At 65.7% G+C, this 12,507-nt stretch carries 12 protein-coding genes; 10 read left to right on the forward strand and 2 right to left on the reverse strand.

Going from position 1 to position 12,507, the window contains the following annotated elements:
• Positions 1–38: 38 nt before the first annotated feature.
• The 7 genes from OHB12_RS10245 to OHB12_RS10275 all read left to right on the forward strand — a co-directional run bounded on the left by OHB12_RS10245 (position 39) and on the right by OHB12_RS10275 (position 8,414).
• Complete coding sequence (locus OHB12_RS10245; RefSeq protein ID WP_327118415.1) at positions 39–1,349, forward strand: ABC transporter substrate-binding protein; 1,311 nt, start codon at positions 39–41, stop codon at positions 1,347–1,349.
• 2 nt (positions 1,350–1,351) lie between these two features.
• A complete protein-coding gene (locus OHB12_RS10250; RefSeq protein ID WP_327118417.1) occupies positions 1,352–2,197 on the forward strand; it encodes a carbohydrate ABC transporter permease in 846 nt (281 codons plus the stop codon).
• Between the two features lie 138 nt (positions 2,198–2,335).
• A complete protein-coding gene (locus tag OHB12_RS10255; protein WP_327118419.1) occupies positions 2,336–3,205 on the forward strand; it encodes a carbohydrate ABC transporter permease in 870 nt (289 codons plus the stop codon).
• Between the two features lie 13 nt (positions 3,206–3,218).
• Positions 3,219–4,307, forward strand: a complete 1,089-nt coding sequence (locus tag OHB12_RS10260; RefSeq protein WP_327118421.1) for an ABC transporter ATP-binding protein — start codon at positions 3,219–3,221, stop codon at positions 4,305–4,307.
• A gap of 67 nt (positions 4,308–4,374) precedes the next feature.
• Positions 4,375–5,736 carry a glucosylglycerate hydrolase gene (gene ggh / locus OHB12_RS10265; RefSeq protein WP_327118423.1) on the forward strand — a complete coding sequence of 454 codons (1,362 nt, stop codon included), beginning with the start codon at positions 4,375–4,377 and terminating at the stop codon, positions 5,734–5,736.
• Positions 5,737–5,812: 76 nt separating this feature from the next.
• Positions 5,813–6,277, forward strand: a complete 465-nt coding sequence (locus OHB12_RS10270) for a PPOX class F420-dependent oxidoreductase (RefSeq protein ID WP_327118425.1) — start codon at positions 5,813–5,815, stop codon at positions 6,275–6,277.
• 1,555 nt (positions 6,278–7,832) lie between these two features.
• Positions 7,833–8,414: a DUF2165 domain-containing protein gene (locus tag OHB12_RS10275; protein WP_327118427.1), complete on the forward strand. Its 582-nt coding sequence runs from the start codon at positions 7,833–7,835 to the stop codon at positions 8,412–8,414.
• Positions 8,415–8,542: 128 nt separating this feature from the next.
• Here the strand turns inward: OHB12_RS10275 and OHB12_RS10280 are convergent, their stop codons facing one another.
• Positions 8,543–9,175: a PadR family transcriptional regulator gene (locus OHB12_RS10280; protein ID WP_327118429.1), complete on the reverse strand. Its 633-nt coding sequence runs from the start codon at positions 9,173–9,175 to the stop codon at positions 8,543–8,545.
• A 421-nt stretch (positions 9,176–9,596) separates the two neighbouring features.
• On the opposite strand from OHB12_RS10280, the gene OHB12_RS10285 reads away from it, so the two are divergent.
• Positions 9,597–9,863, forward strand: coding sequence for a hypothetical protein (locus OHB12_RS10285; RefSeq protein ID WP_327118432.1), 267 nt, complete (start codon positions 9,597–9,599; stop codon positions 9,861–9,863).
• 381 nt (positions 9,864–10,244) lie between these two features.
• Positions 10,245–10,583: an STAS domain-containing protein gene (locus OHB12_RS10290; RefSeq protein ID WP_327118434.1), complete on the forward strand. Its 339-nt coding sequence runs from the start codon at positions 10,245–10,247 to the stop codon at positions 10,581–10,583.
• Between the two features lie 47 nt (positions 10,584–10,630).
• Here OHB12_RS10290 and OHB12_RS10295 read toward each other — a convergent pair whose 3' ends face one another.
• Entirely contained in the window at positions 10,631–11,668 is a 1,038-nt protein-coding gene (locus OHB12_RS10295; protein ID WP_327118436.1) for an LLM class F420-dependent oxidoreductase, read from the reverse strand.
• Positions 11,669–11,818: 150 nt separating this feature from the next.
• Between OHB12_RS10295 and OHB12_RS10300 the strand changes: the two genes are divergently transcribed.
• Positions 11,819–12,478 carry a cyclodeaminase/cyclohydrolase family protein gene (locus OHB12_RS10300; protein ID WP_327118438.1) on the forward strand — a complete coding sequence of 220 codons (660 nt, stop codon included), beginning with the start codon at positions 11,819–11,821 and terminating at the stop codon, positions 12,476–12,478.
• The last annotated feature ends 29 nt before the right edge of the window (positions 12,479–12,507 follow it).

Raw genomic sequence — 12,507 nt, forward strand, 5'->3', positions numbered from 1 at the left:
AAAGTTCGAAACATAGTGTGACAGCACAGGAGTCATACATGCTGGTATCCGGCCTGACGCGCAGATCCTTCTTGCGCGCTGCGGGCGTCGGCGCGGCCGCGCTCTCCGCCACGGCCTGCACCGGCTTCGCCACCAGTGGTAATGGCGGCATGATCTTCCTGTCCACGCAGTTCCGGCCCGCGGACGAGGCCGAGCGCTTCCGCAGCCTGCTCGCCCGGACCGCATCCGGTGTCGGCTACGTGACCATCGAGGAAAGCCCGTTCTCTAGCCAGGTGCGCAGTCAGGTCGACGCGGGCTCGACACAGATCGGTCTGCTCGGCGGTCTGCACGGCGACGTCGCGCCGCTCGCTGACGGCTACCTCCAAGACCTCACCGGCCTGCTCGCCGATCTCGGCGACCGCGGCTGGCCTACCGAGTACCTGCGACTCGCCAAGGCGGGCACCGACCACACCTGGTACATCCCGTGGGCCACCGCGAGCTACGTTCTCGCCGCGCACGCCGACGCGCTCGAACACCTGCCGTCCGGCGCGGACGCCACGTCGCTCACCTACGACCAGTTCCTCGACTGGGCCATCGCCGCGCGCCGCGCCAACGGAAACCGGCCCGTGCTCGGCCTGCCCGCGGGCCCGAAGGGTCTGCTCCACCGCTTCACGCAAGGCTTCCTGCTGCCGTCGTTCACCGGCGGTCAGATCACCACATTTCGGTCGAACGAGGCAGTGACGGCGTGGCAGTACTTCCGGGAGCTGTGGGCCAACTGCGCGTCGTCGAGCACGAACTACGACTTCATGCAGGAGCCGCTGGAGAGCGGCGAAGTGCGCATGGCGTGGGACCACGTCGTGCGCCTCGTCCACGCGCCCGAGCGCGACCCGCAGAACTGGCGCATGCTGCCCGCCCCGCGCGGCGCGCACGGCCTCGGCTACATGGCCGTGATTGCCGGGCTCGCGGTCCCCAAGGGCAGCCCCGACCCCGAACTCGCGCAACAGACGATCAGCGCGCTCACCCGTCCGGAAGCACAGATTCAGCTGCTGCGCTCCAACGGCTTCTTCCCGTCTGTCGACACGACGATCCCGGACGACCTGCCACCGGCCATCGAACTCGAGGCAGACGCGGTGCGCCGACAGCGGGAAGCGAAGGGCGCCATCCTCTCCCTGCCGCCGGTGGGCCTCGGCCAGCGCGAAGGTGAGGTGAGCAAGGTGTTCAAAGACAGCTTCCGCTCGATCGTGCTCGACCGAGCCGACATTCGATCCACGCTGGACCAGCAGGCACGGGTGCTACAGGGCATCCTCGACGACCTGAAGGTGCCGTGCTGGGCTCCCGACCCGGCCGCCGACATCTGCAAGGTGGGATAGACATGATTTCGCGACTGCGCTCTCCGTGGATCCTGCTGCTGCCCTCGATCGTGCTGATGCTGACGCTGTTCGGCTGGCCGCTGATACAGGGCGTGCTCGAAGCATTCCGTGGCGACGACGGCTTCACGCTCGCCAACTGGGAGCGATTGTTCAACGATCCCTACATCTTCACCGCGCTGCGGAACACGCTCGTGCTGATCGTCATCGTCGTACCGATCCAGCTCGTGCTCGCCATCGGCATGGCTCTGCTCATGCAGGCACGGCCGAGATTCGCCGGCGGCCACTTCTACCTGTGGTGCCTCCCGCTGGCGATCTCCGAGCTGGCCGCGGGTCTGGTGTGGCTGTCCATTTTCGACAACCGCGGTTACCTGAACTCGCTGCTGGTCTCGCTCGGCCTTTCGGACGACGGCGTGCAGTGGCTCGGCTACCAGAACACCGGCACGATGCTGCTCGCGGTGGTGATCGCCGAGGTCTGGCGCGCGACCTCGCTCGTCTTCGTCATCGTGGTAGCGGGCGTCCAGATGATTCCACGCGATTTCGACGAGGCCGCGCAGGTGTTCGGCGCGAACTTCTGGCAGCGGCTGCGGCACGTCACGCTGCCGCTGCTCGGGCCGAGCCTGCAGGTGGCGCTGATCCTGCGGACAATTCTCGCATTGCAGGCGTTCGCGGTCGCGCAGGCGCTGACCGGGCGCGACTTCCCGCTGCTCGTCGGCGAGACGTACGAGTGGTATTCGAACCTGCAGAACCCCGCGGTAGCCAGCGCCGTCTCGCTGATCGTGCTGGCGATCTCACTCGCCACCGCAGTGTTCTACCTGCGGACGGTCCGGCAGCCGGAGGAGGCGCGATGAGACACAATCGCGCAGCACTCATCGAGCCGACGGGGCGCGGGAACCCCCGCAAGACACAGGAGGCGCGATGAGACACAATCGCGCAGCACTCATCGAGCCGACAGGGTGCGGGAACCCCCGCAAGACACAGGGGTCGCGATGAACCAGGCCGAGGCGCCGCCGCAGACCGTGCTGCCACCCGTCGATCGTGCGCCGCTGCGCAGGCGCCGCTGGCGCGCGATAGGGGTTCAGATGGCGTGTATCGCGGTGACGCTGTTCATGGCGCTGCCGATCGTGCTCATCGGACTCGCCGCGGTGTCCTCGCGCGACGCGCTCAACGAGTTTCCGAAGTCGTTGATCCCCAACGAGTTCTCCACCGAGACGCTGGTCGCGTTCTTCCGGGCCACGGGAACCGTTCCGGCACTGGGCAACTCGGTGCTTGTCGGCATCTACACGGTGTTCTTATCACTCGTCGTCGGCGCGCCCGCGGGATATGCGTTGGCGCGCCACGCGTTTCGCGGCAAGGACACCTACCAGGTGTTCATTCTTTTCGTGCGCGCGTTGCCGATCGTGGTGCTCTCGGTGCCGCTCGCCACGATGTTCCTCCGGATCGACGTCTACGACACGGTGTTCGCCGTGACACTCGTGCACACCACCCTCGCGCTGCCGACCACCGTACTCATCACGGCGAGCATCTTCGTCTCGGTGCCTGCCGACCTCGAGGAGGCCGCGCGGGTCTTCGGCTGCACACGCTGGCAGGCCGCGCGCAAGATCGTGGTTCCGCTCGCGCTGCCGGGCCTCGCCGCGTCCTCGATCTTCACGTTCGTCTTGTCCTGGAACGAGATTCTCGGCGCGACGATCGTCACACTCGGGCACCGCACGCTTCCGGCACAGGTGCTCACGGCGCTCGGCGAGGCGTCGACCGCGTACCGCTTCGCCGGCGGTTTCGCGTTGATCATTCCGGCGCTGGTCTTCATCTTCGTGATGCGGCGCTACCTGGTGAACATGTGGGGGACGACGCTCAGATGACAGGGGTTCGCTAATGGCTGAGGTGGTTGTCCGGGATCTGGTGAAGACCTATCCCGGTGGTACGACGCGCGCCACCGACGAAGTATCGCTCGAGGTCGCGGACGGCGAATTCATGGTGCTGCTTGGGCCGTCCGGCTGCGGCAAGACGACCTTGCTGCGGATGATCGCCGGGTTGGAGCTGCCGGACTCCGGGCAGATCGTGATCGGCGGCAAGGACGTCACCTATCTCGAGCCGAGGCGGCGCAATCTGTCGATGGTGTTCCAGTCCTACGCCGTGTTCCCCAACAAGAAGGTCGCCGACAACATCGGCTTCGGCCTTCGGGTGCACGGCGTGCCCGCGGACGAGATCAGCCGCAAGGTCGCCTGGGCCGCGGAGTTGCTGCAGCTGACGCCGTACCTGGACAGGTACCCTGCGCGACTGTCGGGCGGGCAACGCCAGCGTGTCGCCGTGGCGCGGGCGATCGTGATGGACGCCGACGTACTGCTCATGGACGAGCCGCTGTCCAACCTGGACGCGCTGCTGCGGCTGTCGTTCCGCGCCGACCTGAAGAAGCTCGTCGCCGAGCTCGGCACCACCACGATCTACGTCACCCACGACCAGGTCGAGGCGCTGTCGCTGGGCAACCGCGTCGCCGTGATGCGCGCCGGGGCGATCGCCCAATGCGGCCCGCCCACGGAGGTCTACGACGGCCCCGCGACGGAGTTCGTCGGTGGCTTCCTCGGCAGCCCGCCGATGAACTTCCTCACCGGCCAGGTCGCGGCAGGCGATGCCGGGCCGCGCATCGACCTGGGTGGGCAGTCACTCGCCGTGCCCCGGGCGCTGTCGTCGTTCGAGGGCGGGACGCTCCGGCTCGGTATCCGCCCCGAGGCCATCGTGGTGGGCAGCGAGCCCGTAGACGACGCGGTACGCGGCGAGCTCCAAGTGCTCGAACCGCTCGGCTCGTCCACCCTGCTGACCACCGAAGTCAGCGGACAGACCGTGAAAGTTCAAGCGGCGCCGGGCTTCCGCGCCGACGAGGGCGGCACGCTGAGCCTGCGCATGCCACCAGAGGCATGCCGCTGGTACGACCCGGAAACCGGATTGCTGCTGGAGGCTCGATGAGACACAATCGCGCAGCGCTCATCGCGCCGACGGGGTGCGGGAACCCCCGCAAGACACAGGAGGCCGGGTGATCACCGCCGCGGGCGACCGCGATATCCATTTCCAGCCCGCCCGTCTTGTCGCCAAGGCGACGCTGGTCCTGCGCGACAACGACACCGGCACGCTGGTCACCGCCGCACCCAAGCTCTACCCGCACATGTGGAGCTGGGATGCCGCGTTCATCTCGATCGGACTGGCGTATCTCGACGTGAGCCGCGCTGTCACGGAGCTGAGCACACTGTTGGACGCGCAGTGGGGCGACGGGATGATCCCGCACATCGTGTTCACCGACGACAGCAACTATTTCCCGGGCCCGGACCGCTGGCGAACCGATTCCGCGCCGCAGGCACCGTCCGATGTTCGCACGTCGGGGATTTGCCAGCCGCCGGTGCACGCGATCGCACTGCGGCGGATCGTCGAGATCGCGCGCAAGACCTCGCAGTCCGACGCGGAGCTGGCCGAGCGGTTCGCCGAACGCGCGTGGCCCGCACTGTATCGCTGGCATCGGTGGATCGCGCGGCACCGCATGCCCGATGCGAGTGGATTGGTGGCGATCGTGCATGGGTGGGAGTCCGGAATGGACAACTCACCACGCTGGGACGAGCCCTACGCGGCCGTCGTTCCCGGCCCGGATCTGCCGCCGTACGTGCGGCTCGACCTGCAGCAGGTGAACGACGCGAGTGAGCGTCCCGGCAGCGACGAATACGACCGATACCTGTGGCTCATCGAGCAGATGAGGCGCGTGAACTACCAGCCCGACGAGGTCGTGCGCACGTCGAGCTTCCTGGTGGGCGACGTGTTCACCACGGCGGTATTCGCCCTGGCCAGCGATGCGCTCGCCGCGGTCGGCGCGGACCTCGGATGCGATCCCGGGCAGATCGGCGAACTCCGCACGTGGGCGGCGCGGTCGCGGGACGCGGTCGCCGACAGCGTCGATCCCGAGACCGGTATGGCACGCGACCGCGACATCAGGCACGGTCGGTGGCTGACCACCGAGTCGATCGCCGGGTTCGCGCCGCTGCTGTGCGGCGGCCTGCCCGGCGACGTCGAGAAACGACTCATGTCGACCCTGGACGGCACGAACTGGTCAGGCAACCCGCACCTGCTCGCCGCAGTGCCACCGTCGATTTCGCCGTCGTCGCCGGATTTCGACTCGCGCTGCTACTGGCGTGGTCCGCAGTGGCCGGTGATTACGTGGCTGTTCGGCTGGGCGTTCGAGCAGCGCGACTGGCCGCGGCACGCAAGCGAGTTCCGTGCCCAGGGGGTGCATCTGGTGTCGGACGGCTCGTTCGGCGAGTATTACGAGCCCTTCACGGGCGAGCCGCTGGGCAGCACGAACCAGTCGTGGACCGCCGCGGTAGTGCTCGACTGGCTGTGCGGCGTGTGGTAGCGACGGCGGCGGCCACTGGTCCTTACCTTTCAGCCGGACTGCCCCAGGGCTGGCGTCACCGAATTAGGATCGGTATATGCCACGCATCGCCACCGCGGACAAGGTAGAGCGGCCCGCGCTACTCGAGTTTCTGCGCCCCCGCCACCAGGGCGTGCTGATCACCACTCGAGCCGACGGACGTCCGCAGATTTCGCCCGTAACCTGCGGGGTCGATCCGGACGGGCGCATTGTGGTGTCGACCTATCCGGGCCGCGCCAAGACCCGCAACATCCGTCGCGACCCGCAGGTATCGATGTGCGTCATCTCCGACGACTGGAACGGCGCCTACGTCCAAGTCGACGGGCACGCCGAGGTTTTGGACATGCCACAGGCACTGGACGGTCTCGTCGAGTACTTCCGCTGCATTTCCGGTGAGCACCCCGACTGGAGCGAGTACCGCGAAGCAATGGCCCGACAGAACAAGTCGCTGATCCGCATCCATATCGACCGGTGGGGACCAATCGCCACTGGCGGATTCCCACCCCAACTCGCGCAGTCCTGACTCGACCACCAGCATCGGCTCATCAACACAACTGTCCACTGGCATCGGTGACGACAAGACCCGAATAATTCCGTGGGGTGTCACACCGGGCGCGATGACATCGCCAGCGCATTACTCGGCACCGGTTCTTATCAGATCATCGCCGCACACGCGGCTGTAACTCGACTCCTCGGAATATCAGTCGAATTGCTCGAGGTGCGTGCAGGTACCAGCCATGAACAATCGAATTGCTGTGTGGCTTTCATACATACATCCGTCAGAATCCCAGCGACGTGCCGCCATCTCGCGGTTTGCGCTGCTCCATGAAGAGCTGAAATAGGCCTCGATCTCCGGCGCGGAGGTTACGCATAAACCCCGGCTGGTCGACTTCGACCAGTTTGTGGGGAGGATGCAGCACCCCGACGGGAGTGTACCGGATCACTCACCGCCTGACCCGCGAATACATCACCGGTGACCGCCCCGTTACGTCACATCCCGGAACTTGATATTTCCTTGTCTAGCTTCCGCGGTCATGTAGGCGAACACTGAAGGTTGTGAGTGATTGACCAAAGCCGTTCATCCACCCGACCAGAAGGATGCAAGATGTCTACCAAAACAATCAAAATCCTCGCCGCGACAGCAATGACCTTGTCCCTGGGCGCCGTCGCAGCTCCTATAGCTTCGGCAAACACGACTCCATCTGTTGTGTCACCATCGAACTCAGCCACTCCCGTCGGAGGATCAGTCGTGATATGCCTTCCCCTCGGCAGTGTTGCCTTCTGCATCTGAGGTCACTGGCGATGATTCCTCGCTACCGAGCCTTCCTCGACAATATGGGCAAAGTAGTGACGAAGAGCGCCGTCAACGAGAAATGAGGCCTATGAGGGGAGGGCCCGGGCCTGACCCGCACAGCCTCGCATCATAATCGAACACAATTAAGACCCACTCGGAACACCCTTCTCGCGACCAGCGACCAGAAAACCGACGCACCCACCGACCGGTGTTGCACAGAATCGGTTCGCGTGCTGGTCGCGAGGAGACATCTGGCGCAGAGCCTTCCGATCAGGAGCCAGTGGGCGAGAGGCAGTCACACGATCGGAGCGTCTTGGACGAAAGGCCATTCAAATAAGTCCGTCGGCGTAAAGATATACGTCTTCGAGCGATTCGACGCACTGAGAGCCCTCGGCACGGCGAGTCAAGGGTTTGGATGCCCAAAGTGCACCCCGAGCCAGTAGACCACCACGACGACGCATACCGACCGCGACCACCAAGCATCGACACCGCGGCATGCGCGTCGCCACGCTGTCGCCCAGCGGATACGAAAAGATCTGCGGTGGTTTCGCTTTCGGAGTGCCGGGGTCGAGTCACGAAGAGCCTGCCGCCGGTGACCGACCTGAATCAAGCCCCCCGCGATTGTCCCCGTCGCGATGTCCGCGGCCGACAACGAGTGCAAGCGAGTCACCTGGGCCGCATCGGCCGGAGTTCCGGTGCGGCATCGGCGTTCGCCTTGCGATAATCCGTGACGTCGGCGCCGAGATGGCCCGGCATTGGTGATAGTCGACCTGAGGTAGGGCATGTGAGACGCAGCGGTACAAGGATTCTCGACGTAGTGGGTAGCCGCCGGATGGCGGTGGCGATGCTGGCAACGATCACCGGGTTCTACTATCTGTTCGTCGCGGTCACCAACTGCATGGACACCGACACCAACCGGCATGGGGTTGCCGCCGTGCTGTCGATGAGATCGACGATCCACAACGCCGGAACGGACTGGCGGGCGATCACCAGCGGCTGCGTCGCCCTTGTCGCCTACATCCTCGTCGTGATCTGGGAGTTTTTGATCGCCTTCGTGCTGCTTGCCGCCGCAGCCGTGTGGGGCCGCGTACTGACGGGGCACCCGCGCCGGCTTCGAGCCGGGGTGGACGTGGCCGTGAAACTGTCAAGTCTGGGCTGGACCATGGCGATGCTGCTTTTCGCGGGCGGGTTCCTCACGGTCGCGGGTGAATGGTTCCGAATGTGGGCGAACAAGGAGGTGAACGCGTCGTCGGCCGCGCTGCAGAACTTCCTGATCGCCGCCGTCGGCCTGATCCTCGTTCACCTGCCGGAGTCGATCAGGCCACAACAGGCGACGTCATCGCGGGAAGAATCGTCTCGACGGTGAGTCAACTCGCGGCAGGCCGGTCGAGAGACTGCGATCTACTCACCGCCGCCGCGAGTCACCGACGCGGCGCGCATTCGACCCGAAGACACTCCAGCTCGACCACATCGAGAATGCGGTGGCATTGTCGGTCAAACGGGAGGCCGCACCTTCGCATCAGGGGAATCGATGTCCTCGGGGCCGCCTTGCGACAAGCGGTCGACGAGTTCGAGTCCGCTTCGGGCCCAGTCGATTTCGGCTCGGCTGCGCGCGATCATGCCTTCGTAGGTGTACGCCTTGTAGGCGATGATTCGTGCGTGCTCATGGTCGGGGTAATTGCCGAGGCGGCGGACGATCACGGGATCGGTTCCGGCTCGGATGCCGTCGCGGACGTCGGTGAGCAGTTCGACATGGGTCGTGTAGTACTCGATATGGCGGCGCAGGATTTCACGCGCATACTCGGGTTCGGCCCATTCGAAGTACGCCGCCTGCATGTGGTGTACATCGCGCTCGGGGGCATGGTCGAGCGGAGTATTCATCCACTGACGGAACGCGGCGACACCGTCCTCGGTGATCCGGTACTGCGTCTTGGTGCTGCGCGGCCCCCACCGGACCTGCTCGGATTCGACCAAGCCTTCCTTGTGCATGCGGCGCAGTTCCGGGTAGATGTGGGAATCGGGGGCGTGCCAGACGTGTCCCACTGATCCGCCGAACCGCTTCGCGGCGTCGTAACCGGTGAGTGGACCCCCGGTCAGCAAGGCCAATAGGGCGTAACGAAGGCTCATGTCTCCTCGACGACTAGTCCGTCCTTGCCAACCACTATATCGGTAGATAGTGTGTGTCCCACATCACCAGATAACTATCAGCGTAGATATTGACTCCAAGTACTTCTGGTGACGACATCCGAGGACATTGCATGACCGATATGCAGCCCGGCGACGCAATCGCCAAGCACATGGCCCTTCCCCTGGACACGGGCACCGCCACCACAGTCGGTGCGCACCTCGTCGACGTCGACGAGGACGAGGTGGGATGCCCTACCACTGTCCGCGCTTCTACCCCGGTCGCGGGAAGTTCCGCATACCGAACTGCGACCACCTGGGCGGTTCACTGCGGACTCGGCAGGAATTTTTCCCGCGGCGACAGGCCGTAATCGGGACATGCCGAGGAACGAACTGATGAATTACCGCTTGCTCGTCGCGATTGATGGGCACCCAGATCTTCCCGCTGCGCCTGACCGCGCCGAAGCCGAACATGGATAATCCGATGTCTCCGCAGCCCGAGGAAGAGGACGTGCACCTATCAGTGCAACTCGGTGATGTGCTCTTCCATTTCACGGCTTGCGTCACCGCAGCTCTGTTGTTCATACAAGATTGCCGCGCCCATCGGTATCCGAAGCATGTCACAGTCACCTCAGGAGACACCGGTAGTTACCCGCGCTTGCCCAATGAACGGCTATATCTGGCGCGCTGAACAGCAATCATCTGAACAACCACCGACCCAGTTGTCGTTTCTCGCGACGTCCACACCTCGGCACCGCAGCTTTCGCGGCAAACCCACAACAACTCGGACTCCGGAACCACCCAATCAACGGTTGAAAGTGATTGTGATGGCCAGACCTTGGGAAGCTGACCGGATCAGGCAGGATGCGTTCGACCTCGTCGGCCAGTCCCCTCGCCGTACTCGATGACCCCGATCAGGGCCACGTTCCACACCTCCTGCCATCGGCGGGCCGGTCGCGCCACGAGGTATGTTCGACCCCATGAGCACTCCAAAGTTGCGGATTCGCCGCGACTTGTGTGTTGTGGAGATGTGACCAATACTTCCGGAGACGCGTATCCCCTGGCGGACACGATGACCACCACGATCGCGGCGCAGGACGGCGCGACGGTGCTGACGGTGGCCGGCGAGGTCGATCTGGCGACAGCCCCGGCGCTGGAGAACGCGATCGAGGCCATCCTCAGCGGCAAACCCGCGGCCTTGATCATCGACCTCACCGCGGTCAGCTTCCTCGCCTCGGCGGGCATGGCGACGCTCGTCGCGGCCCACCAGCGCGCGGGTGCCGCCACCGCGATCGCTGTCGTCGCCGACGGCCCCGCGACCAGCCGTCAGCTGAAGATGACCAGCCTGGATCAGGTGTTCGCGCTACATTCCACCCTGGACGCCGCGCTCGCGGCGTTCCGGCAGAGCTGACCGGAGCCCGCTGCCGCTGTCATCCCCGACAGCGGCAGCGGCTTTTCTCACACCAACTCGCGCAGCTGCTCGATCAGCTTGATCCGCTCGGCGGGCGTCGCCGCCATCGGGACAACGTTCAAGACCGTGACGCCCGCCTCCTTGAAGGCCGCGACCCGCTCCTTGACGTAGCCCGCAGGGCCGACCAGGGAGATGTCACGCACCAGGTCGTCCGGCACCGCCTTCGCGGCCTCGTCCTTCTTGCCCGCCAGGTACAGCTCCTGGATGCGGTCGGCCTCGGCGCCGTAGCCGTACTTCGTGGCCAGAGCGTGGTAGAAGTTCTTGCTCTTGGCGCCCATGCCACCGATGTAGAGCGCCAGATGCGGCTTCACGAACTCGAGCATGGGTTCGACGTTCTCGCCGATGGCCAGTGCCGGACCTGCGTAGACATCCAGTTCGCCGAGCGCGGGATCGCGCTTGGCCGAGCCCGCCGCGAGCGAATCGCCCCACACCTGCTTCGCCCGCTCCGGCAGGAAGAAGATCGGCTGCCAGCCCTCGGCGATCTCAGCGGCCAGCTCCACGTTCTTCGGGCCGAGCGCGGCAAGCAGGACCGGAATACGTTCCCGTACCGGGTGATTGATCAACTTCAGGGGCTTGCCGAGTCCGGTGCCCTGCCCGGCGGGCAGCGGGATTTGATAGTACTTGCCCTGGTATTCCAGGCGTTCGCGCCGCCAGACCTTCCGGCAGATCTCCACCAGCTCCCTCGTGCGGCCGATCGGCGCGTCGTAAGGCACGCCGTGGAATCCTTCGACCACCTGCGGGCCGGATGCGCCGAGACCGAGCACATAGCGTCCGTCGGAGACGAAGTCCAGGCCCGCCGCGGTCATCGCGGTCAGGCTCGGGGTCCTGGTGTAGATCTGCAGGATGCCCGACGCCAGCTGCAAGCGCGTGGTCTTGGCCGCCAGGTAGCCGAGCGCGCTCACCGCGTCGAACGAGTACGCCTCGGGGACGAACACGATGTCCAGACCGGCCCGTTCGAGGTCCGCGACTTCCGCCGCGGCCTCCTTGAAACCGCCCGAGTAGTTGATGCCCAATCCGATCCGCATAGCACTCAACATAACGGCGAGTAGGCGGTGCCCGCGCACCGGCCACGGGGAACGTGCGACAGGCGGTGGTGTCGGCCGGGTCGTGCGGCGGAACCGAGTAGCGTTTACCCCTGACCACCTCCTCGCCGTAGAACGAAAGGCAACACTCTCGTGTCGCAGCCCAGCACCTCGCCCACGGAAACTGCGTCGTCCTTCGGCAGGGCAAACCTCACGCAGTACCTGAGCGATCTGGCCGCCAAGATTCCCGCGCCGGGCGGTGGCGCGGTGGCCGCGTTACATGCCGCGCAGGCGGCCGCGCTGGTGGCGATGGTCGCGCGCTACACCACCCGCGCCAAGGACGCCGACAACCGCCCGGTGGTCGATCGCATCATCGAGGCCGCCGACGCCGCCCGCGACCGGGCTCTCGCGCTGGCCGATGCCGACGCCGCCGCGTTCACGGCCGTCGGCGCCGCCTACAAGCTGCCGAAAGACACCCCGGAGGACCTCGCCGCCCGCACCGCCGCGATCAATGCCGCGCTGGTCGAAGCCGCGCGCGTGCCCGCCGCGGTCGTCGACGAGGCCGACGAGGTGCTGACGCTGGCCGCGGAGCTGTTGCCGATCGGGAACCCGAACGTGGTCACCGACATCGGCGCCGCCGCCGACGCCTGCCGCGCCGCTGCGGCGAGTTCGCAGCTCAACATCGAGATCAACGTGGCGTCGCTGCCCGCGGCGGAGGGCGATCGCTTCGCCGCCACCCTGATTCGCATCGACGAACTGACCGCTCGCGCGGACGCCGTGCACGCCGACGTCGTGCACGCGGTGCGCAGGTAGCGCCGGTACCGGTGCCGAATCGCCACGGC

This window comes from Nocardia sp. NBC_01730 (assembly GCF_035920445.1).
GTDB lineage: Bacteria > Actinomycetota > Actinomycetes > Mycobacteriales > Mycobacteriaceae > Nocardia.

Excerpts from the sequence above, each read along its gene's own strand:
- OHB12_RS10245 (WP_327118415.1), top strand. The coding sequence starts at position 39 with ATGCTGGTATCCGGCCTGACGCGCAGATCCTTCTTGCGCGCTGCGGGC.
- OHB12_RS10285 (WP_327118432.1), top strand. The coding sequence starts at position 9,597 with ATGGGCACCCAGATCTTCCCGCTGCGCCTGACCGCGCCGAAGCCGAAC.
- OHB12_RS10250 (WP_327118417.1), top strand. The coding sequence starts at position 1,352 with ATGATTTCGCGACTGCGCTCTCCGTGGATCCTGCTGCTGCCCTCGATC.
- OHB12_RS10255 (WP_327118419.1), top strand. The coding sequence starts at position 2,336 with ATGAACCAGGCCGAGGCGCCGCCGCAGACCGTGCTGCCACCCGTCGAT.
- OHB12_RS10295 (WP_327118436.1), bottom strand. The coding sequence starts at position 11,668 with ATGCGGATCGGATTGGGCATCAACTACTCGGGCGGTTTCAAGGAGGCC.
- OHB12_RS10280 (WP_327118429.1), bottom strand. The coding sequence starts at position 9,175 with ATGAGCCTTCGTTACGCCCTATTGGCCTTGCTGACCGGGGGTCCACTC.
- OHB12_RS10290 (WP_327118434.1), top strand. The coding sequence starts at position 10,245 with ATGACCACCACGATCGCGGCGCAGGACGGCGCGACGGTGCTGACGGTG.
- OHB12_RS10260 (WP_327118421.1), top strand. The coding sequence starts at position 3,219 with ATGGCTGAGGTGGTTGTCCGGGATCTGGTGAAGACCTATCCCGGTGGT.
- OHB12_RS10270 (WP_327118425.1), top strand. The coding sequence starts at position 5,813 with ATGCCACGCATCGCCACCGCGGACAAGGTAGAGCGGCCCGCGCTACTC.